Here is a 20885-nt window from a genome sequence, read left to right as displayed (position 1 = left end):
GGCGGGACTTTCCGGGAGGGCTCAGTGCGCCGTGAGGCGGGTGGGGTGGGCTCCGGTGACGAGGGTGGCGAGCGCCGCGTCGATGTCCTTGCCGAGGTACCAGTCGCCGGCGTGGTCGAGGCTGTAGACGCGGCCTTCGACGTCCATGGCGAGGACGGCCTGGTGCTCGCCCTCCTCGCCGAGCGGGGCGATCTCCGTGTCGAGGGCGCGGCCGAGGTCGGCGAGGGTGCGGGACAGGTGGAGGCCGGCGAGCGGGTCGAAGCGGACCGTCGCGGGCGCTATCTGCCGGCCGTGGCCGGGCGCGGTGATCCGCAGCCCGCCGAACTCGGCCCAGGCCTCGACGGCCGAGGGGAAGACGCAGTGCCGGTGCCCGGCGGGGGAGACGTGGGCGCGCAGCGCGTCGGCCCATTCCTCGGCGAGCTTGATGTCCCAGCGGCCGGGCTGCCAGCCGGCCTCCCGGAGCGCGGCGTCGACGTTGACGGGGAAGCGGGTGGTGCTGAGGTGGTCGGGCATGGGGGCGGTCAGCCGTTCTCGACAGGCGTGGTGGGGTCGACGGCGCGGACGCCGAAGTGGGCGAGCATCGCCGTACAGGAGCGGCAGGGCGCGGCGTAGCTGCCGTGGAGCGGGTCGCCGTCCTCCCTGATGCGCCGCGCGGTGAGCTTGGCCGCCTTCAGGGAGCGGCGGGCCTCCCCGTGGGTGAGCGCCTTGCGCTGGGCGCGCTTGGAGCGGGCGTTGTCGGTGGCGGTGAGGTGCCGGGAGATCAGGATCGCCTCCGGGCACCGGCCGGTGAAGCGTTCCCGCTGGCTGCTCGTCAGGGTGTCCAGGAAGTCCTGGACGAGCGCGTGCAGCACGGGCGGCCGGTCGCCGCGGCCCGCGGTGCATGTGAGGGTCTCGCCGCGGACCGAGAGGGCGGCGCCCACGGTGGGGAGGATCCCGTCGCGGCGGTGACGCAGCGAGGGCGCGCGCGTGGCCTCGGCACTGCTGCTCCAGTTGAGGCGTGGGTCACCCTGTGTGGGCGTTGTGGCTACGTGCATGGTGCTGGTCTTCCCCTCCTGCAATCCCCCGAGTTGCGTGGACAGCCTGCCAAATAGGGAGCCATATGGGGAAGCTGGGGCGCCGAAACGCGCTTTCGGTGTGTCGGAATCATGGTGTGACTGTCATGGCGTCGTGACACTTGGTCACCGTCGGGCGGGGGCCGTTACGTGTCCTGTGGCAGCGCATAGGCTGTGCGGGATTCAGTCGGTAGCAGCAGTCAGCGACGCCATGCAGGGGGCAACCGCCATGACGAGTCGGCTCGGGCACACCGCGCCACCGAACGCGGCCTACGCCGGGCAGGTCGTGCACTTCCCGGACCCGGTCCGCGCCTCCCGTCACCCCAGAGGGGTACGGGTCGACGAGCACGGTCACCCGGACTTCTCGCCGTACGCGCGCGCGGCGGCCGAGATCGCCGACCCGCCGGAGGGCTTCGGCGTCGACGAGCTGCGGCTCACGGACTACGTGTCGGCGAACGCGGCGATGGCCGCGACCGGCCACGAGCTGTGGGACACCATCCCGTCGGTCGCGACGCCGCACGGCTGGACCTGGCACCACGTGGCGTGCAGCCGCCGCATGGAGCTGGTGCCGGTCGAGGTGAAGGCGCTGCTGCGCCACCACGGAGGGGTGGCGACGGCCGCCGTCGACCAGTCCAAGCGCGGCACGCGGCCGCTGCAGGAGACCAGGCCGGCGCACTTCGGGCTGCCGAAGACCCTGGTGTCGGTGTCGGAGCAGCAGCTCCAGGGCGTCGAGGAGGACCTCGGCTACCGGCTGCCGGGGGCGTACCGCACCTTCCTGAAGGCGGCCGGCGGCTGCGCCCCGGTGGGCGCGGCGCTCGACGCGGAGCTGGGGCTCCTCGTCGACCAGCCGTTCTTCACGGTGCGCGAGGAGGCGGGCGTCAACGACCTCGTCTACGTCAACAAGTGCCTGCGCGACCACCTGACCAAGGACTACCTGGGCGTCGCCTTCGTCCAGGGCGGTCTGATCGCGGTGAAGGTGCGCGGCCAGGGCGTCGGTTCGGTGTGGTTCTGCGCGTACGACGACGCGCGGGACTCCGGCGAGGTGGCGGCCGGCTGGTCCGTGGCCGAGCGCGTGGAGCGGCTCCTGCTGCCCTGCGGCGCGGACTTCGACGCGTTCCTCCAGCGGCTCGCGGGCAATCCGCCGGAGCTGGAGACGGTGGCGAACCTGATGGTGGACGGTGGCTTCGCGCGTGCCGTGCCCGTGGTCCCGGTGGGGGAGTGAGCTGGCTGTGGTGACGTTCGCGCAGGCGCAGGAGCGCGCCGAGGAGTGGATCAACGGCGAACTGCCGTCCTACCAGCACCGCGAGGTGCGGGTGCGGGAGTTCGAGCTGGGCTTCGTGGTGTGGGCGGAGGACCGCGAGGGCGGCCCCACGTCCGACGGCGGCCGCCAGCGGCTCGTGATCGCCCGCGACAGCGGCGAGGCGACGCTGTGGCCCGGACTGCCGGTGGGCGAGGTGATCCGCCGGTACGAGGAGGAGTACGGCTCCGCCGACGACGTCCCGGCCCAGGCGGCCGTGCCCGCGGCCCGCATCGACCTCAACCAGACGTCGTTCCTGCTGAGCCCGCCCGAGTGGCTCCAGGACGCGGCCGACAAGATCGGCCTCCCGAACGGACCGAACGCCTCGCAGGAGAGCGGCGGTTCGTCGACCCCGGCGGACGACTCCTCGGAGGCGGTGGGCGCCGTGGACGCGGTGCCTTCGGCCTCGGTGGCGTTGTCGGGGGTGGACGCGAGTGAAGGCCTCGGGGTCGGAATCGGTGCCAATGCCGGCGTCGCTCCCGGTGCCGGTGCCGGTGCCGGTGTCGGCGTCGCTTCCGGTGCCGGTGTCGGCGTCTCTTCCGCAGCCGGTGCCGGGGAGTCCGGTCCCGCGTACGAGCCGACGGCGATGGACGGGGTGCCGGCGGCCGCGCCCGCGGCACCGGTGGCTTCCGCGACCCCCGCGGCGCCCGTGGCCCCCGTGGTCCAGGACGCGCCCGTCGCGCCTCCGGCTCCGCCCGTGTCCGTTCCCGCTCCGGCGCCCGCGCCCGTCGCCGCGCCCGTCGCGCCTCCGGCCTCGGCCACCGGCAGCCCGTGGGTGGACGCGAACGCGAGTTCCGGGGGTGCGGACGGGGCGGTGCCGTTGCCGGCGACCGTGTTCGCGCCTCCGCTGTCCGGGACGGACGACGAGGACACCCCGCCGCACGCGGTGGGTGCCGACGCGCCGACCGCGCTGATGAAGGGCGGCAGCGCGCTGCCGCCGACCGCCGTGGCTCCCCGTCTCGACCCGGCCGCGCCGCGGCCGGACGCCGCTCCGGTGAACCCCCTCGCACCGCCGGCCCAGGCGCCGGCCGCGCCCGTGCCGCCGGTGCCCGCGCAGGGCGGCCCCGGGGCGCCGCCGCCTCCGCCGCCCGCGCCCTCGGCGCCGGGCGCGGGGGACATCGCGGACGCCGCGACCAGCAAGGCGACGCTGCCGCCGAAGGCAGGTCGCGGCCCGACGCCGCCTCCGCCGCCGGGAGCACCCGGGGTGCCGGGAGGGTCGTCGGGCGCCGGGGCGTACATCCCCACGCAGCTGGTGTCGCAGCTCGGCCCCGACGGCCCCAAGCCGCCCGCGCAGCCCGGCCCGCCGCCGGCACCGGCCCCGCCCGGTCCGCCGACGCCCCCGCAGCCCGTGCACCACGCCGCGACGATGCTGGCGCACCCGAACCAGGGCGGTCCCGGCGCGCCCCCGCCGCCCCCGCCGCCGCCGGGCGTGCCCGGCACGCCGCCGGGCGGCATCGCGCACGCCGCGACGATGCTGGCGCACCCCGGTCCGGCCGGACCGCCGCCCCCGCCCGCCCCGGCGCCGCCGGTGCACGGCGGGCACACGCCGCCGCCCGCGGCCGGTCCCGTACCCCCCGCGTACGGCTATCCGCAGCCGGCGGGGCAGCCGACGGTCGGTCCGGGCTACCAGGCGGTGCTGCGGTACCGGGCGCCCGACGGTTCCGAGGCGCAGATCATCCGGCGTTCGGCGCCGGGCACCCCGCACCCCGAGTGGCAGATCCTGCACGAGCTGCGCGCGATGAACGTGCCGCCGCAGCAGGTGCTCGAACTGCACACGGAGCTGGAGTCCTGTGAGCTGCCGGGCGGTTACTGCGCGCGGATGATCCGGGAGACCTGGCCGCAGGCGCGGATCACCAGCATCGCCCCGTACGGCCGCGACCACGCCGGACGGCAGCAGGGCATGCGGCAACTCCTCACCCATCAGGGTGAGTTGCATCAGGTCGCGGACGGCCCGGCGCGACCCGCGCCGGTGCGGGCACCGCTGCCGCAGGTGCAGCCGGCGCCGCCGGTCCCGCCGGAGGGCATCGCGCAGGAGCTGGCCGGGGCGTTCGGTCCCGGCATCCTCCGCTTCGACCAGCGCGCGGTGTCCCGGCAGGGCGTGCCGGAGCTGGTGGCGCGGACCCTGGTGTGGGCGGGCCTGCCCGCCGACTTCGGCCCGTTCTTCTGGGCGCAGCCGGCCGTGCCGGTGGTGCCGACGCTCGCGGAGCTCGCGGCGCAGCGACAGGTGCAGGCCGCGACGGACGCCAGCTCGTACCTGGTGCTCGGTTCGGACTTCGGGCGGGCGATCTGCGTCCAGTACGGCACCGCGCACATCGTGGCGGTGCCGGTGGAGGCCGGCCCCGGAGGGCAGCCGGTGCCGCCGCAGTTCGTGAACACCGGACTGCCCGAGTTCACGCGCTCCCTCGCGCTGCTCGGCCGCATGTGGCGGCTGCGCTTCGGGCTCAACCCCGAGCAGGCGGGCCGCTGGACCGTCGACTTCCAGGCGCAGTTGGCGATGCTCGACCCGCAGGCGCTGTCCTCCCCGGAGAACTGGTGGTCGGTGCTCCTGGAGCAGATGTGGGACGGCCTCCTGTAGCCACCGGCAGGCGGAATGTGACGAAAGGCGCTCGACGTGCATGCACGTTCGGCGCCTTTTGTCCGTTCTGATGGCGCATCCTTGACGTTTGAGGCCGTACGGGAAGGGGCGTCAGGGATGGGATTCGCTGTCGGACGAGGCCGGGGATACCGCCCGGAACAGGTCGACCGGTACGTCGCCGCACTCTCCGAGGAACGCGACCGCGCCTGGGAACGCGCGGCGCGGCTCACCGTACTCGCCAAGGAGAAGGAGGCCGAGGCCACCCGGCTGCGCGCCGCCGTCGAGACCCTCGCACCCCAGCGCTACGAGTCCCTCGGCGACAGGGCCCGCACGATACTGGAGATGGCCGAGCAGGAGGACGAGGCCCTCGTCCGCGCCGCCGAAGCCGACGCCCAGGCCCTCGCGGAAGCCGCCGAGACCGCCGGGGAGGAAGCCGCCGCCGCGGCCCGCGCCCACGCCGAAGGCGTCCGCGCCGCCGCCGAGACCGCCGCCCGGGCGACCCTGGACACCGCCCGCGAACAGGCCGCCGAACTCGCCGCCGACGCCCACCGCGACACCGGCGAAGAACGCGCCGCCGCCCGCGAGGCCTTCGAGGAGGCCCGGCGCCGCACCAGCGAACTCCTCGCCGCCCAGCGCACCGAGCAGGCCGCCGTACGCGACGACGCCGACCGCGAGGCCGAAGCCCGGACCGCCGACCTCGACGCCCGCCACGACGCACTCGCCACCGCCGCCGAAGCACGGCTCGCCGAGGCCCGGCGCGCCCTCGCCGAGACCGAGGAGCAGGCCCGCCACGGCCAGGAGGACGCCGAAGCCCGCGCCGGGGAACTCCTCGCCGAAGCCCGCATGAAGGCCGAGCGCGTCGACCGCGAGACCGACCGCGTCCTCCGCGAGCACGACGAGGCCCGCGAAGAGATCCACTCCCACATGGAGCACATCCGCAACTCCCTCGCCGCCCTCACCGGCCGCCCCGGCACCCCCGGCGAGGAACAGGCCGACGACGAGGGTGAATTGTCCGACGAAGGAGACGACTTGACGGACTCGGAAGGCCCCGAGCCCACCCCGTAGGCTCCCCGCCCATGCTCATGAAACTGACGGCCGTCACCCTCGACTGCGCCGACCCCATGGCCCTCGCCGCCTTCTACCACCGCGCCACCGGCATCCCCCTCGCCGACCGCTCCGACGACGAGTTCGCCGGCCTCCGCGACCCGGACGGCGGCCTCTTCCTCGGCTTCCAGCGGGTGGACGGCTACCGGCCGCCGACCTGGCCCGGGCCGGAGGTGCCGCAGCAGCTCCACCTGGACTTCGACGTCGACGACCTCGACAAGGCGGCGGCGCTGCTCGTGGAGTGGGGCGCCACCGTGCCGGAGGCGCAGCCCCGACCGGATCTGTGGCGGGTGGTCCTGGACCCGGCGGGGCATCCGTTCTGCCTGGCGGTACCGCGCCCTGCCGCCTAGTCGGCGCGGCGGAACTGCCCTTCCTGCCGCGGGTCACGCGGGGGTGCCGGGAGGCGTGACCCAGGTGGCGGTTAACCTCCTGAGTTCCAGGGAGGGAACCCGTACATGCATCACGCACGCGCACGCGGCCGTCGTCTCGCGGCCGCCGCCGTCACCATCGTCCTCGCCGCCACGGGCGGCACACTCACCACGCTCCCGGCCGTGGCCGCGCCCGCGCCCGTCGCCGAGCAGGACGACCCGCAGTCGACCCCCGTGGCCTTCCCGCTCGACGCGGACGTCGTCGGCGCGGGGCCCGGCGGCTTCCTGTCGAAGACCCGCGGCACGACACCGGAGTACCGGTGGACCCGGTACGCGGACGGCTCCTCGACCGTGCTGCCGGGGGCAGCCGCCGCCGGTGGCGGCGCGGACCTGGTCGTGACCGGCAACAGGACTCTGCTGTCCGTCAGTTCGGTGCTTCGGATCCACGACGTGTCGAAGCCCGACGTGCCGTCCGTGGAGATCGACCTCGACGCGCTCGGCGACTACAACTACTCGGGTCTGGCCGGCGACACCCTGCTCCTCGGGAAGTACGAGGGCGGCAACCAGGTTCAGTACGCCGCCCCGCTCGACGAGGCCGCGCTCGCCGGGGGCGCGCTCAAGCTCCGCAAGCTGGTCGGTGGGGTCCAGATCGACTGCGACGCCGCCGACGAGGGCTGGACCGACACCGGCTCCGCGCTCTACGACTGCGCGGTCGGCGACTGGCGGGGCTCCGCCAAGATCGCCGTCGATCTCGCTTCGGGAACGGAGACCTGGCACATCCCGGGCAAGGACCAGTGGATGTGGGACGGCGCGGTGTCCGCCACGCATGTGGCCTGGCGGGTGGCCGGGGTGACCGGCGACGGGATCGAAGCCGTCCGGCGTGGCAGCGGGGCCGCGCCGAAGTGGTTCCCGACCACCGGCGCCGAAGTGCAGGACCCGCTCTACCTGGTCGGCGACTGGCTCGCCTTCGGCCAGAAGGCGCACATCGACGCGGCCGCCACCGGCGGCGCCCCGAGTGCCACGGTGCGGCCTTTCACCGTCCAGTCGATCGCGACCGGCGAGAAGGCCGTCCTCCTCACCGCGTTCTCCTCCGCCGTCGCCGGACCCGGTGGCACCCTCCTCGTGCGCGGCGGCACCCCCGAGCAGGGCGAAGGCCTCTACCGGATCTCGCCGCGCGCCGACGGCGGCAGGCCGGACGTCGAACGGGTCGCGTCCACCGGCCAGTCGACCGTGGTGACCCTCACCGGCTCCGACACCCCGAAGGCGCTCACCGGCGAACAGGCCGAGCGCGGAGTCGACTTCGGCTGGGACCTGTCCCGGGCGGACAGCCGCGCATGGCTGACGCTGACCCATGTGCGCAGCCGCACGACCGTGTACCACGAGTGGCCCGACCCGTCCGGCGCCGCCCCCGGGACGCCGCGCCGGGTCACCTGGCGCTGGGACGGAAAGAGCCTGGGGGGCAGCCCGGACCTCGGGACCGCCCCCAACGGTGAGTACGAGTGGGTGCTCACCGCACGCCCGGACGAGGGCATCGGCCCCGAGCTCAGGGCGACCGGCCGCTTCACCGTGACCCGGCCCGTGGGCGCGCACGACTACAACGACGACGGGACACCCGACCTGTTCGTCCGCTGGGGGGACGGCGAACTGCGGCGCGTCGGCGCGATGCGGACGCCCGCCGGCGACAACGTGACGCCCACGGGAGGACTGCCGGTCGGGACCGGCTGGCAGGTCTACGACCGGACGGAGTCCGTCGGGAACATCGCGGGCACGTCCGTGGCCGACACCATCGCCCGAGACAGGGGCGGGGCGCTCTGGCTCTACCAGGGCACAGGCATCGGCGAGAAGCCGTTCTCGGGGCGTACGAGGATCGGCACCGGCTGGCAGGTGTACGACCAGATCGCCGGCGGCAGCGACCTGACCGGCGACGGGAAGTCCGACCTCCTGGCGACGGACAGGTCCGGAGGGCTGTGGCTCTACCCCGGCACCGGCAACGCCAACGCCCCGCTCTCCGCGCGGAAGAAGATCGGCACCGGGTGGGGGATCTACAACCAGATCACCGCGACCGGCAACCTCGCCGGTGCGCCCGCCGGCGACCTCGTCGCCCGGGACAAGGCCGGCGTCCTCTGGATGTACCTCGGCCTCGGCAACGGCACCTTCGCACCGCGGGTGAGGCTGGGCGGCGGCTGGAACGCGTACAGGGACATCGTCGGCATCGGCGACGCCGACGGCGACGGGCGTGCGGACCTGCTCGGGGTGAACGAGAGCTCGTACCTCTACAGGGGTACGGGGGACTGGCGGGCACCCTTCAAGGGCGCGGTGCGCAACGGCCTGGTCGAGCCGGGCCACTGGATCGACGCGGCGTTCTGAAGGACCCCGTCCCCTCGCTCCGCCTCACTCCGCGCCGCGCCGCTCCCGCTCCTCCGCCAGGACCGGGAAGCGGCGCGGCGCCAGGGTGAGGAGCACGAGGAGGGCGAGGGCGGCGGCACCGGCGGCGCCGACGTACACGTAGTCGACGGCGGCGTCGACCGCCCGGCGGAGGTGGTCCGTGGCCTCGGCGGTGAGCGACGCGGGCGCGGCCAGGGCGCGGGCGAGGCCGTCGAGATCGCCGGTGCCGCCGAGACGGGACGCCAGTACGGAGTTCGCGAGCGCGCCGAAGACCGCGGCCCCGACGCTCTGGCCGACCTGGCGGCAGAAGAGGACGGACGCGGTGGTCGTGCCGCGCTCCTCGTACGGGACGGTCGACTGCACGCCGACGATCAGCGGGAGCTGGAACAGGCCGAGCGCCGCACCGAGCAGCAGCATCAGGAGGGCAGGCTGCCACGGCTCGCCGGGGAACGGCAGGAAGGGGAAGGCGAGCAGGACGAGCAGGGCGCAGGAGATCCCGATGACCGCGGTGAGACGGAAACCGATCCGGTTGTAGACGCGGTTCGAGAACGCGGCGGAGACCGGCCAGCTCAGCGTCATCACGGACAGGACGAACCCGGCCGCGATCGGACCGAGCCCCAGCACGGCCTGGGCGTACGTGGGCAGGAACACGGCCGGGGCCACCATCAGCAGACCCAGGGCCCCGAGGGCCAGGTTGACGGCGGCTATCGTGCGCCGCCGCCACACCCAGCCGGGAATGATCGGCTCGGCGGCCCGCCGCTCGACCGCGACGGTCACACCGGCCAGGACGACGGCTCCCCCGAGGAGCCCGAGCGAGGGCGCGGACAGCCAGGGCCACGCGACACCGCCCTGGACCAGCGCGGTGAGCAGCAGCGCCCCGGTGGCGAAGATCGCGAGCGCCCCCGCCCAGTCGATCCGCACCCGCTGCCGGGCGGCGGGGCGGGCCGGCTCGACGAGGTGGCGGCCGATCAGCCAGAGGGCCAGCAGCCCCACCGGCAGGTTGATGAGGAAGATCCAGCGCCAGTCCGCGTACCCGGCGAGGAGCCCGCCCGCCGCCGGTCCCGCGACGGACGACGCCGCCCACACCGAGGACAGCTTCGCCTGGATCTTCGGACGCTCCTTCAGCGGGTACAGGTCCGCCGCGATCGTCTGGATCGTCCCCTGGAGCGCGCCTCCGCCGAAGCCCTGCACCACCCGGAACGCGATCAGCGACGCCATGTTCCACGCCGCCGCGCACAGCAGCGACCCGACGACGAACAGCACGACCCCGGCGATCAGCACCGGCTTCCGCCCGAACGTGTCACTCAGCTTCCCGTACACCGGCAGCGTCACGGTCACCGCGAGCAGGTATCCCGAGAACAGCCACGAGAACACCGCCAGCCCGCCCAGGTCCCCCACGATCTGCGGCACCGCCGTCGACACGATCGTCCCGTCGATCGCCGCCAACCCCATCGTGATCATCAGCGCCGCCACCACGGGCCCCCGCCGCGCCTGCGCGGGGGACGCGTGCGCCGGATCGGCCCCGGCCCGGGTCGTCGACGGCTCCGTCACCGCGCCACCATTCCTTTCTTCATACACCTAAATGATCGGTGACAGGGTCTCACTAGAACCCAGGGCGGAGAAACCCCTAGGGGCCTCTCCCCCATACGGGGCAGGGGTTGTTCGTACCGGCGGAGGAGGTGGGGCGGGGGTGGAGGTTCTTAACTTGAACCTACAAACCAAGGCGCCGCTTCAAGGGAGAGAACCGTGACTTCGGCTGTGACCATCCCCAGGCACGGGGGTACTGGAGGACGAACGGCCGTCGCTGCGCGGGCGCGGCAGGTCGTGAAGGCGTACGGGTCGGGGGAGACCCGGGTCGTGGCGCTGGACTCGGTGGACGTGGACATCGCGCGCGGGCAGTTCACCGCGATCATGGGGCCGTCGGGGTCGGGCAAGTCGACGTTGATGCACTGCCTCGCGGGGCTCGACACCGTGACCGGCGGGCAGATCTTCCTCGACGAGACGGAGATCACCGGTCTGAAGGACAAGAAGCTGACGCAGCTGCGGAGGGACCGGATCGGGTTCATCTTCCAGGCGTTCAACCTGCTGCCGACGCTGAGCGCGATCGAGAACATCACGCTGCCGATGGACATCGCGGGGCGCAAGCCGGACGCGGAGTGGCTGCGGCGCGTGGTGGACACGGTGGGCCTGTCCGACCGGCTGAAGCACCGGCCGAACGAGCTGTCCGGCGGCCAGCAGCAGCGGGTCGCGGTGGCGCGGGCGCTGGCGGCGCGGCCGGAGATCATCTTCGGTGATGAGCCGACCGGAAACCTGGACTCGCGGGCGGGCGCCGAGGTGCTCGGCTTCCTGCGGACGTCGGTGGACGAGCTGGGGCAGACGATCGTCATGGTGACGCACGACCCGGTGGCCGCCTCGTACGCGGACCGGGTGCTGTACCTGGCGGACGGGCGGATCGTGGACGAGATGGAGCGGCCGACGGCCGACGCCGTGCTCGACCGGATGAAGGACTTCGACGCGCGCGGGCGGACGTCATGAGCGTCCTCAAGACCTCGATGCGCAACTTCTTCGCGCACAAGGGCCGGATGGCGCTCTCGGCCGTCGCCGTGCTGCTCTCCGTCGCGTTCGTCAGCGGCACGCTGGTTTTCTCGGACACGATGAACACGACGTTCGACAAGCTCTTCGCGGTGACCGCGTCCGACGTCACCGTCAGCCCGAAGAACGCGGCGGGCAACGACGAGACCCCGCAGACCGGCCGCCCGGAGGCCCTGCCCGCCTCGCTCGTCGAGCAGGTGCGGAAGGCGGAGGGCGTGCAGGCCGCGCAGGGCTCGGTCGCGTCCACCGGCGTGACGGTCGTGGACGGGCGGAACAAGAACGTCGGCCCGACCGGCGGCGCGCCGACCATCGCCGTCAACTGGACGCCCAACGAGCTGCGTTCGGTCGAGCTGGTGTCCGGTCACGAGCCGCGCGGTCCGACCGACGTGGTCGTCGACGGCGCGACCGCCGAGAAGCACCACCTGAAGATCGGCGACACGCTGCGGACCATCGCCGTGACCGGCGACTTCACCGCGAAGATCTCCGGCATCGTCGACTTCAAGGTCACCAATCCGGGTGCCACCGTCGTCTACTTCGACACGGCCACCGCGCAGCGCGAACTGCTCGGCAGGGAAGGCCTGTTCACCCAGGTCACGGCGGACGCGAAGCCCGGCGTCGAGGACGAGGCCCTGAAGGCGGACATCGCCGCCGCGATCGGCGACGGCTACAAGCTGCAGACCGCCGCGGAGACCGCCGACGCGGGCCGCGAGGACGTCGCCGGCTTCCTCGACGTCATGAAGTACGCGATGCTCGGCTTCGCCGGGATCGCCTTCCTCGTCGGCATCTTCCTGATCGTCAACACCTTCTCGATGCTGGTCGCCCAGCGCACCCGCGAGATCGGCCTGATGCGGGCCATCGGGTCGAGCCGCCGGCAGGTGAACCGTTCCGTCCTCGTCGAGGCGGTGCTGCTCGGCGTCGTCGGCTCGGTCGCCGGCGTGGCGGCGGGCGTCGGTCTCGCCGTCGGTCTGATGAAGCTGATGTCCGCGGTGGGCATGGAGCTCTCCACCCGCGACCTCACCGTGAAGTGGACGACGCCGGTCGTGGGCATGGTCCTCGGCATCGTCGTCACCGTCCTCGCCGCGTACGTCCCGGCCCGCCGGGCCGGCAAGGTCTCCCCGATGGCGGCCCTCCGCGACGCGGGCACGCCCGCCGACGGGAAGGCCGGCCGGGTGCGGGGCGGTCTCGGGCTCGCCCTCACCGCCGCCGGTGCGGCGGCGCTGTGGACGGCGACCCGCGCCGCGGAGGCCGGTCCGGGCTCCCTGTGGCTCGGTCTCGGCGTGGTCCTGTCGCTGCTGGGCTTCGTCGTCGTCGGCCCGCTCCTGGCGGGCGGTGTGGTCCGCGCCCTCGGCGTGGTCGTCCTGCGGGTCTTCGGCCCGGTCGGCCGGATGGCCGAGCGCAACGCGCTGCGCAACCCGCGACGCACCGGTGCCACGGGCGCGGCCCTGATGATCGGCCTCGCGCTGGTCGCCTGCCTGTCGGTGGTCGGCTCGTCGATGGTGGCCTCGGCCACCGAGGAGTTGGACCGGTCCGTCGGCGCCGACTTCATCGTGCAGTCCGGTACCGGGCAGCCGATCGTGCCGCAGGCGCAGCAGGCCCTGGAGAAGGTCCCGGGCCTGGACCACGTCACCGAGTACCGGTGGGTCGACGCCCAGGTCACCGACCCGCGCGGCAAGGTCTCCACGGCCGACATGGCCGCCACCGACCCGACGTACATGAAGGACCTGCGCCGCGAGACCACCGCCGGCACGCTGGCGGACGCCTACGGCAAGGGCGCGATGTCCGTCGGCAGCGACTACGCGACCGAGCACGGGGTGAAGGTCGGCGACGTCCTGACCGTCGCGTTCAAGGGCGGCGAGACGGCGAAGCTGAAGGTCGCGGCGATCACCGCGGACACCGGCCAGGTCGACAAGGGGGCGATGTACGTGAACGTCGCCACGCTCGCCGAGTACGTCCCCGCCGACCGGATGCCGCACAGCCTGCTCCTGCTGGCCAGCGCGAAGGACGGCCAGGAGACCCAGGCCTACCAGGCGGTCAAGGACGCGCTCGCGGCCTACCCGCAGTACAAGGCGAGCAACCAGGCCGACTACAAGGAGGACCTGAAGGACCAGGTCGGGCAGCTGCTCAACATCGTGTACGGGCTCCTCGCCCTGGCGATCGTCGTCGCCGTCCTCGGCGTCGTGAACACCCTCGCCCTGTCGGTGGTCGAGCGGACCCGCGAGATCGGTCTCATGCGGGCCATCGGCCTCTCCCGCCGCCAGCTGCGCCGCATGATCCGGCTGGAGTCCGTGGTCATCGCCCTCTTCGGCGCCCTCCTCGGCCTCGGTCTGGGCATGGGCTGGGGCACGGCCGCCCAGAAGCTCCTCGCCCTGGAGGGCCTGGGGGTCCTGGACATCCCGTGGCCGACCATCCTGACGGTGTTCGTGGGTTCGGCCTTCGTGGGCCTCTTCGCGGCCCTGGTGCCGGCCTTCCGGGCCGGCCGGATGAACGTCCTGAACGCGATCGCGAGCGAGTAGCGGCCGCGCCCCGCAGCGGTACGGCCCCGGTGGAGCTCCACCGGGGCCGCCCGTGTTTTCGGAAGCGGCTGTCGGTGCACCGTCGTACGCTGGACACCCCGGCCCGTACGACGTGTCGGGCTGTTCGCGTTGCCCGCCTCCGGCACTCCTCGGGATGGACACCTTTCATGAGCCTGCACGGTCTGCTCGATGTCGTCGTCAAGGACGCGGCCCTCGCCGAGGCGGTGAAGGCCGCCGCCGACGGGAACCGTCCGCACGTGGACCTGGTCGGTCCGGCCGCCGCGCGGCCGTTCGCGCTGGCCGCGCTGGCCCGTGACTCGGGGCGGCCGGTGCTCGCGGTGACCGCGACCGGCCGGGAGGCGGAGGACCTGGCGGCCGCGCTGCGGTCGCTGCTCGACCCGGACACGGTCGTGGAGTACCCGTCGTGGGAGACGCTGCCGCACGAGCGGCTCTCGCCGCGCTCGGACACCGTCGGCCGCCGCCTGGCCGTCCTGCGCCGCCTGGCGCACCCGCGGGACGACGACCCGGCGGCCGGCCCGGTCAGCGTGGTCGTCGCGCCGATCCGCTCCGTGCTCCAGCCGCAGGTCAAGGGCCTGGGTGACCTGGAGCCCGTGGCGCTGCGCAGCGGTCGGACGGCGGATCTGAACGAGGTCGTCGAGGGCCTGGCGGCGGCCGCGTACTCCCGGGTGGAGCTGGTCGAGAAGCGCGGCGAGTTCGCCGTGCGCGGCGGCATCCTGGACGTCTTCCCGCCGACCGAGGAGCATCCGCTCCGGATCGAGTTCTGGGGCGACGACGTCGAGGAGATCCGCTACTTCAAGGTCGCCGACCAGCGGTCCCTGGAGGTCGCCGAGCACGGGCTGTGGGCGCCGCCCTGCCGCGAGCTGCTCCTGACGGACGACGTGCGGGCCCGGGCCCGGGAGCTGGCCGAGGCGCACCCGGAGCTCGGCGAGCTGCTGGACAGGATCGCGGAGGGCATCGCGGTCGAGGGCATGGAGTCCCTCGCCCCGGTCCTCGTCGACGACATGGAGCTGCTGCTCGACGTGCTGCCGAAGGGCGCCATGGCGGTGGTCTGCGACCCCGAGCGGGTGCGGACCCGGGCGGCGGACCTGGTGGCGACCTCGCAGGAGTTCCTGCAGGCGTCCTGGGCGGCGACCGCCGGCGGCGGCGAGGCGCCGATCGACGTGGACGCGGCGTCGCTGTGGGGGATCGCGGACGTGCGGGACCGGGCGCGGGAGCTGGACATCGCCTGGTGGTCGGTGTCGCCGTTCGCGGCGGACGAGGTCGTGTCGGGGGACACCCTGACGCTCGGCATGCACGCCCCGGAGTCGTACCGCGGCGACACCGCACGCGCGCTCGCCGACACGAAGGGCTGGCTGGCCGACGGCTGGCGCACGGTGTACGTGACGGAGGCGCACGGCCCCGCGTCGCGCACGGTCGAGGTCCTCGGCGGCGAGGGCATCGCCGCCCGCCTCGACGCCGACCTGGCGGAGATCTCGCCGTCCGTCGTGCACGTGTCGACCGGCTCCATCGACTACGGCTTCGTCGACCCGGTGCTCAAGCTCGCCGTCCTCACCGAGACCGACCTGTCCGGCCAGAAGGCGGCCGGCAAGGACGGCCAGCGGATGCCGGCCAAGCGCCGCAAGACGATTGACCCGCTGACCCTGGAGGTCGGCGACTACATCGTGCACGAGCAGCACGGCGTCGGCCGGTACATCGAGATGGTCCAGCGGACCGTGCAGGGCGCCACCCGCGAGTACCTCCTCGTCGAGTACGCGCCCGCCAAGCGCGGCCAGCCCGGCGACCGGCTCTACATCCCGACGGACCAGCTGGAGCAGGTCACCAAGTACGTGGGCGGCGAGGCGCCGACCCTGCACCGGCTCGGCGGCGCGGACTGGACGAAGACGAAGCAGCGGGCGAAGAAGGCCGTCAAGGAGATCGCGGCCGACCTGATCAAGCTGTACTCGGCCCGGATGGCGGCCCCCGGCCACGCCTTCGGCGCGGACACGCCGTGGCAGCGCGAGCTGGAGGACGCCTTCCCGTACGCGGAGACGCCCGACCAGCTGTCCACCATCGCCGAGGTGAAGGAGGACATGGAGAAGACGGTCCCGATGGACCGTCTGATCTGCGGCGACGTCGGCTACGGCAAGACGGAGATCGCGGTGCGGGCGGCGTTCAAGGCCGTCCAGGACGGCAAGCAGGTCGCCGTCCTCGTCCCGACGACGCTGCTCGTGCAGCAGCACTTCGGCACGTTCAGCGAGCGCTACTCGCAGTTCCCGGTGAAGGTGCGGGCGCTGTCCCGCTTCCAGACCGACACCGAGTCGAAGGCGACCCTGGAGGGGCTGCGGGAGGGTTCGGTCGACGTCGTCATCGGCACCCACCGCCTGTTCTCGTCGGAGACGAAGTTCAAGGACCTGGGTCTGGTCATCGTCGACGAGGAGCAGCGCTTCGGCGTCGAGCACAAGGAGCAGCTGAAGAAGCTCCGCGCCAACGTCGACGTGCTGACCATGTCGGCCACGCCCATCCCCCGCACGTTGGAGATGGCGGTCACCGGCATCCGCGAGATGTCGACGATCACCACCCCGCCGGAGGAGCGGCACCCCGTCCTCACCTTCGTCGGCCCGTACGAGGAGAAGCAGATCGGCGCGGCCGTGCGCCGTGAACTCCTGCGCGAGGGCCAGGTCTTCTACATCCACAACCGGGTCGACTCGATCGACCGGGCGGCGGCCCGGCTGCGGGAGATCGTGCCCGAGGCGCGGATCGCGACCGCGCACGGCCAGATGTCGGAGTCGGCGCTCGAACAGGTCGTGGTGGACTTCTGGGAGAAGAAGTTCGACGTGCTCGTGTCCACGACGATCGTGGAGTCCGGCATCGACATCTCCAACGCCAACACCCTGATCGTGGAGCGCGGCGACAACTTCGGCCTCTCGCAGCTGCACCAGCTGCGCGGCCGTGTCGGCCGCGGCCGCGAGCGGGGTTACGCGTACTTCCTGTACCCGCCGGAGAAGCCGCTGACCGAGACCGCGCACGAGCGGCTCGCGACGATCGCCCAGCACACCGAGATGGGCGCCGGCATGTACGTGGCCATGAAGGACCTGGAGATCCGCGGCGCGGGCAACCTCCTCGGCGGCGAGCAGTCCGGCCACATCGCGGGCGTCGGCTTCGACCTGTACGTGCGGATGGTCGGCGAGGCGGTCGCGGACTACCGGGCGCAGATGGAGGGCGGGGCGGAGGAGGAGGCCCCGCTGGAGGTCAAGATCGAGCTGCCGGTGGACGCCCACATGCCGCACGACTACGCCCCCGGGGAGCGGCTGCGCCTCCAGGCCTACCGGTCCATCGCCTCCGCCAACTCGGAGGAGGACATCAGGGCCGTGCGGGAGGAGCTCACCGACCGCTACGGCAAGCTGCCCGAGCCCGTCGAGAACCTGCTCCTGGTGGCCGGTCTGCGGATGCTGGCCCGCTCCTGCGGTGTCGGCGAGATCGTCCTCCAGGGCTCCAACATCCGTTTCGCCCCGGTGGAGTTGCGCGAGTCCCAGGAGCTGCGCCTCAAGCGCCTCCACCCTCGTACGGTCATCAAGCCGGCCGTCCACCAGATCCTCGTCCCGCGCCCGACGACCGGCAAGATCGGCGGCAAGCCGGTGGTGGGCCGTGAACTCCTGTCGTGGACGGGGGAGTTCCTGACGACGATTCTCGACTCGTGACGGCGTCGGCCCGGCCGCCCCGCGAGGCGGCCGGGCCGACGGCTTCGTGCCCTGCGGGTCACGGGAGGTGAGGGGGCGTCAGGCGGTCGGCGGGGGGAACATCGAGCCGGTGAGGGAGCGGAACACCTCTCCCGGGTCCCGGTCGCCGACGGGGTCGTCCAGGTTGCGGGTGAGGAGCAGGGTTGCGAAGCCGTGGGCCAGGGACCAAGCCGCGATGCCCGCGGTGCGGACGTCGGGGGCGTTCTTCAGGTCGGTGACGCCCGCGCGGAGTTCCGCGGAGGCGCGGTCCTTGGCGGCGAGGAGGTCGGGGTCGTCGGCGCGCAGCAGCTCGGGCTGGAACATGACGGTGAAGTGGGCGGGGTGGTCGACGGCGAACCGAACGTACCGGACGCCCCGTTCGCTCAGCTCGGGTGCGCCGGCGAGGGCGTCGGCGAGCAGCTCGTACCCCTGGGCGGCGATGGCGGTGAGGAGCCCGGTGCGGTCCTTGAAGTGGTGGGCGGGGGCGGCGTGGGAGACCCCGGCGCGGCGGGCGAGGTCGCGCAGGCTCAGGGATCCGGGGCCCTCGGCGGCGATGGCGTCGAGGGCGGCGGCGAGGACGGCCTGCCGCAGGTCGCCGTGGTGGTAGCTGTTCCGGCTCGTCATGGCAGCAGCGTAGCCCGTATCTAGTCATTGACAAGTTGATGGCGCCGGAGCAATCTAGTCAGTGACAAGACGTGGGGGCGAGGGAAACGAGGACACCGTGGAACCCGGACGCGTACGCCAGATGTGGCACCTGCTCGAACCGCTGCACGCCCTGCTCTACTACGCCCCCGAGGCCTTCGACGAGGCCGCCGCCCTCGGCTACGACACCACCGAGCGCTGGCCCTCCTACTTCGCCTGGCGGGCCGCGCCCCTCGGCGCCGCGGGCCCGCTCCCGGTGGCCTCCGCCTTCTACAGCTTCAGCCCCGGGACGGTCGCCCGGTACGTCCCCGCCGTCTGGGAGACCGCCGCCCCGGCGAAGGTCCTCGCCGCCCGGCTGCGGGCCGTCGACCGCACCTACCGGGCCGTCCTCGGCGACGAAGCCGTCACCGGCCCCGAGCTCGCCGAGGCCGCCGCGCTCGCCCGCCGCGCCGCGGAGGCCGTCCGGCCGCTCGGCCTGGCCGGACGCCCGCTCGCCGCCGCCAACGCCGGGCTTCCCTGGCCCGACGCCCCGCACCTCGTCCTCTGGCAGGCCGCGACGGTCCTGCGGGAGCACCGCGGCGACGGGCACCTCGCCGCCCTCCTCACCACCGGACTCGACCCGGTCGAGGCGCTCGTCTCCTTCGCCGCCGTCGGCGCCGCCCCGGAGCCCGTCTTCGAGAGCCGCGGCTGGTCCGCCGCCGACTGGTCGGCCGCCCGCGCCCGCCTGACCGCCCGCGGCCTCCTCGACCCGGCCGGCGCCGTCACCGAGGCGGGCCGCGCCCTCCGCGCCGACGTCGAGCACCGGACGGACGTCCTGGCCGCCGCCCCCTGGACCGCCCTCGGCCCCGAGTCCACCGCCCGCCTCGCCGACCTCCTCGGCGGCCCCTGGCTCGCCGCGATCGGCTCCGGCCTGCTGCCCTCCGAGAACACCCTCGGCATCGGCAAGGTCTGAGCCGCCGACAGGGCGCCCTCGGCAAGTCCTGAGGCGTCGACAAGGGGGCCCGTGGACGAGGGGCGAGCCGCCGACAAGGCGGCCCGTGGGCGAGGACCGAGCCGCCGACAAGGGCGCCCCCTAGGATTCCGGGGTGTTCACACAGCGGACGTATCGAACGAATCGAAGGCCCCTGGCCGCCGCGGTGCTCGCCGCCGCCGCGCTCGTCGCCACCGGCTGCTCGCCCGGCACCGGCATCCCCGGGCCCGGCGACAGCTCGGGCGGCAGGCCCGCCGCGCGCGGTACGGCCCTGGCGGCCGTGGACGCCCTCACGGTCAAGGGCCGTGCCCCGAGGACCGGTTACGAGCGCGAGAAGTTCGGCCGCTCCTGGGTGGACGTCGACGGCAACGGCTGCGGGACCCGCGACGACGTACTCAAGCGCGACCTGACCGGCGTCCGCTTCACGGACGGCCGCTGCAAGGTCGCCTCCGGCACCCTGGCCGACGACCCGTACACGGGCGCCGACGTCCCCTATGTCCGGGGGCGCAGCAAGGTCGACATCGACCACGTCGTCGCGCTCTCCGACGCCTGGCAGAAGGGCGCGCAGAAGTGGGACGCGGAGACCCGGCGCCGCTTCGCCAACGACCCGCTCAACCTCCTCGCCGTCGACGCGTCCGCCAACCGCCGCAAGTCCGACGGCGACGCGGCGACCTGGCTGCCGCCGAACAGGGCCTACCGCTGCTCCTACGTGGCCCGGCAGGTCGCGGTGAAGAAGAAGTACGGGGTGTGGGTGACGAAGGACGAGCGGGACGCGATGAAGCGGGTCCTCGGTGGCTGTCCGCAGCAGAAACTCCCGTAGCGCGGCGCCCTGTCGGGAAATCCACTGTGAAACCGACGGGAAAGTCGGTTGGTGTAGCGGGCAGCGATCTCTATCCTGCCCCCATGGACATCAACATATCGACCCTCGCCGAACGTCCCGAGCTCGAAGGGGCGATGTGGTCCATGAAGGACCTGTGGCCCGAGTTCATGATGTACGACCCGGTCGGCTGGGCGAACATGGGCCGGATCGTCCGGGAGTTCCCGGAGTACGTGCTCGTCGCCACCGACGGCGAAGGCGCGGTCGTCGCCCGCGGCTTCAGCGTGCCCTTCCGGCTCGACGCGGAGGGCCGCCGCGAGCTGCCCGCCCGGGGCTGGGACGAGGTCCTCAACTGGGCCTTCTCCGACCTGCGGCACGGCCGGGAGGCCGACACCGTGAGCGCGATCGAGATCACCGTCGACCTCGCCCACCTCGGCAAGGGCCTGTCGCACCGGATGCTCGCCGCCCTGCGGAAGAATGTCGCCCGGCTCGGCTTCGCCGAGCTCGTCGCCCCGGTCCGCCCCAACGGCAAGCACCTGGAGGCCGCGACCTCCATCCACGAGTACGCCTTCCGCACCCGTGAGGACGGCCTGCCGCACGACCCGTGGCTCCGCGTCCACGTGCGCGCGGGCGGCACGATCGTGGCGGTGGCCGCCGCCTCGATGACCGTCTCCGGCTCCGTCGAGCAGTGGCGCTCCTGGACCGGCCTCCCCTTCGAAACGGACGGCCCGGTCGAGGTTCCCGGCGCCCTGGTGCCGGTCCACTGCCAGGCCACCCGCGGCTACGCGGTCTACGTCGAGCCCAACGTGTGGGTCCGCCACCGGGTCTGACGTACGGGTACGGGTACGGGCCGC

The 20885-nt window shown here is 73.5% G+C and carries 15 protein-coding genes; 11 read left to right on the top strand and 4 right to left on the bottom strand.

Annotation, left to right across the window (positions count from 1 at the left end; translation table 11 throughout):
* Positions 1-21 precede the first annotated feature (21 nt).
* On the bottom strand, positions 22-513 hold the full coding sequence (locus ACIQFX_RS23830) for an SUKH-3 domain-containing protein (protein ID WP_402466770.1): 492 nt from the start codon (positions 511-513) through the stop codon (positions 22-24).
* Between the two features lie 8 nt (positions 514-521).
* Positions 522-1034, bottom strand: a complete 513-nt coding sequence (locus ACIQFX_RS23825; protein WP_402466768.1) for a YwqJ-related putative deaminase — start codon at positions 1032-1034, stop codon at positions 522-524.
* A 247-nt stretch (positions 1035-1281) separates the two neighbouring features.
* On the opposite strand from ACIQFX_RS23825, the gene ACIQFX_RS23820 reads away from it, so the two are divergent.
* The 5 genes from ACIQFX_RS23820 to ACIQFX_RS23800 all read left to right on the top strand — a co-directional run bounded on the left by ACIQFX_RS23820 (position 1282) and on the right by ACIQFX_RS23800 (position 8763).
* A complete protein-coding gene (locus ACIQFX_RS23820) occupies positions 1282-2274 on the top strand; it encodes an SMI1/KNR4 family protein (protein WP_402466765.1) in 993 nt (330 codons plus the stop codon).
* A 7-nt stretch (positions 2275-2281) separates the two neighbouring features.
* Positions 2282-4924 carry an SUKH-4 family immunity protein gene (locus ACIQFX_RS23815; RefSeq protein WP_402466763.1) on the top strand — a complete coding sequence of 881 codons (2643 nt, stop codon included), beginning with the start codon at positions 2282-2284 and terminating at the stop codon, positions 4922-4924.
* Positions 4925-5041: 117 nt separating this feature from the next.
* A complete protein-coding gene (locus ACIQFX_RS23810; RefSeq protein WP_402466761.1) occupies positions 5042-5989 on the top strand; it encodes a cellulose-binding protein in 948 nt (315 codons plus the stop codon).
* 11 nt (positions 5990-6000) lie between these two features.
* On the top strand, positions 6001-6378 hold the full coding sequence (locus ACIQFX_RS23805; protein ID WP_402466759.1) for a VOC family protein: 378 nt from the start codon (positions 6001-6003) through the stop codon (positions 6376-6378).
* Positions 6379-6483: 105 nt separating this feature from the next.
* Positions 6484-8763 carry an FG-GAP repeat domain-containing protein gene (locus tag ACIQFX_RS23800; protein WP_402466756.1) on the top strand — a complete coding sequence of 760 codons (2280 nt, stop codon included), beginning with the start codon at positions 6484-6486 and terminating at the stop codon, positions 8761-8763.
* Positions 8764-8787: 24 nt separating this feature from the next.
* On the opposite strand, the gene ACIQFX_RS23795 is transcribed toward ACIQFX_RS23800, so the two are convergent.
* Positions 8788-10332, bottom strand: coding sequence for an MFS transporter (locus tag ACIQFX_RS23795; RefSeq protein WP_402466753.1), 1545 nt, complete (start codon positions 10330-10332; stop codon positions 8788-8790).
* Positions 10333-10527: 195 nt separating this feature from the next.
* Here ACIQFX_RS23795 and ACIQFX_RS23790 point away from each other — a divergent pair, with 195 nt between their 5' ends.
* From ACIQFX_RS23790 to mfd, 3 genes are all read left to right on the top strand, one after another.
* Positions 10528-11316, top strand: coding sequence for an ABC transporter ATP-binding protein (locus ACIQFX_RS23790; protein ID WP_376489277.1), 789 nt, complete (start codon positions 10528-10530; stop codon positions 11314-11316).
* Positions 11313-13886, top strand: a complete 2574-nt coding sequence (locus tag ACIQFX_RS23785; protein ID WP_402466749.1) for an ABC transporter permease — start codon at positions 11313-11315, stop codon at positions 13884-13886. Before ACIQFX_RS23790 ends, ACIQFX_RS23785 begins: the two co-directional genes overlap by 4 nt.
* 167 nt (positions 13887-14053) lie before the next feature.
* Positions 14054-17584 carry a transcription-repair coupling factor gene (gene mfd, locus ACIQFX_RS23780; RefSeq protein ID WP_402466746.1) on the top strand — a complete coding sequence of 1177 codons (3531 nt, stop codon included), beginning with the start codon at positions 14054-14056 and terminating at the stop codon, positions 17582-17584.
* 78 nt (positions 17585-17662) lie between these two features.
* Here the strand turns inward: mfd and ACIQFX_RS23775 are convergent, their stop codons facing one another.
* A complete protein-coding gene (locus tag ACIQFX_RS23775) occupies positions 17663-18226 on the bottom strand; it encodes a TetR/AcrR family transcriptional regulator (protein WP_402466744.1) in 564 nt (187 codons plus the stop codon).
* Positions 18227-18347: 121 nt separating this feature from the next.
* On the opposite strand from ACIQFX_RS23775, the gene ACIQFX_RS23770 reads away from it, so the two are divergent.
* The 3 genes from ACIQFX_RS23770 (at position 18348) to ACIQFX_RS23760 (ending at position 20861) form a co-directional block, all read left to right on the top strand.
* The gene (locus ACIQFX_RS23770) at positions 18348-19196 is read left to right on the top strand and encodes a hypothetical protein (protein WP_402467395.1); all 849 of its coding nucleotides are present in this window, start codon (positions 18348-18350) and stop codon (positions 19194-19196) included.
* A gap of 133 nt (positions 19197-19329) precedes the next feature.
* Positions 19330-20034 carry an HNH endonuclease family protein gene (locus ACIQFX_RS23765; RefSeq protein WP_402466741.1) on the top strand — a complete coding sequence of 235 codons (705 nt, stop codon included), beginning with the start codon at positions 19330-19332 and terminating at the stop codon, positions 20032-20034.
* Between the two features lie 83 nt (positions 20035-20117).
* The gene (locus ACIQFX_RS23760; RefSeq protein ID WP_402466739.1) at positions 20118-20861 is read left to right on the top strand and encodes an N-acetyltransferase; all 744 of its coding nucleotides are present in this window, start codon (positions 20118-20120) and stop codon (positions 20859-20861) included.
* Positions 20862-20885: the final 24 nt, after the last annotated feature.

Origin of the sequence: Streptomyces sp. NPDC093089, assembly GCF_044754405.1 — a bacterium.
GTDB lineage: Bacteria > Actinomycetota > Actinomycetes > Streptomycetales > Streptomycetaceae > Streptomyces.
This window is presented reverse-complemented; position numbering and strand designations above follow the sequence as displayed.

What these genes read in the sequence shown, in the direction of transcription:
- ACIQFX_RS23785 (WP_402466749.1), top strand. Translation starts at nt 11,313, where the DNA reads ATGAGCGTCCTCAAGACCTCGATGCGCAACTTCTTCGCGCACAAGGGC.
- ACIQFX_RS23800 (WP_402466756.1), top strand. Translation starts at nt 6,484, where the DNA reads ATGCATCACGCACGCGCACGCGGCCGTCGTCTCGCGGCCGCCGCCGTC.
- ACIQFX_RS23810 (WP_402466761.1), top strand. Translation starts at nt 5,042, where the DNA reads ATGGGATTCGCTGTCGGACGAGGCCGGGGATACCGCCCGGAACAGGTC.
- ACIQFX_RS23830 (WP_402466770.1), bottom strand. Translation starts at nt 513, where the DNA reads ATGCCCGACCACCTCAGCACCACCCGCTTCCCCGTCAACGTCGACGCC.
- mfd (WP_402466746.1), top strand. Translation starts at nt 14,054, where the DNA reads ATGAGCCTGCACGGTCTGCTCGATGTCGTCGTCAAGGACGCGGCCCTC.
- ACIQFX_RS23805 (WP_402466759.1), top strand. Translation starts at nt 6,001, where the DNA reads ATGCTCATGAAACTGACGGCCGTCACCCTCGACTGCGCCGACCCCATG.
- ACIQFX_RS23760 (WP_402466739.1), top strand. Translation starts at nt 20,118, where the DNA reads ATGGACATCAACATATCGACCCTCGCCGAACGTCCCGAGCTCGAAGGG.
- ACIQFX_RS23775 (WP_402466744.1), bottom strand. Translation starts at nt 18,226, where the DNA reads ATGACGAGCCGGAACAGCTACCACCACGGCGACCTGCGGCAGGCCGTC.
- ACIQFX_RS23820 (WP_402466765.1), top strand. Translation starts at nt 1,282, where the DNA reads ATGACGAGTCGGCTCGGGCACACCGCGCCACCGAACGCGGCCTACGCC.
- ACIQFX_RS23770 (WP_402467395.1), top strand. Translation starts at nt 18,348, where the DNA reads ATGTGGCACCTGCTCGAACCGCTGCACGCCCTGCTCTACTACGCCCCC.
- ACIQFX_RS23825 (WP_402466768.1), bottom strand. Translation starts at nt 1,034, where the DNA reads ATGCACGTAGCCACAACGCCCACACAGGGTGACCCACGCCTCAACTGG.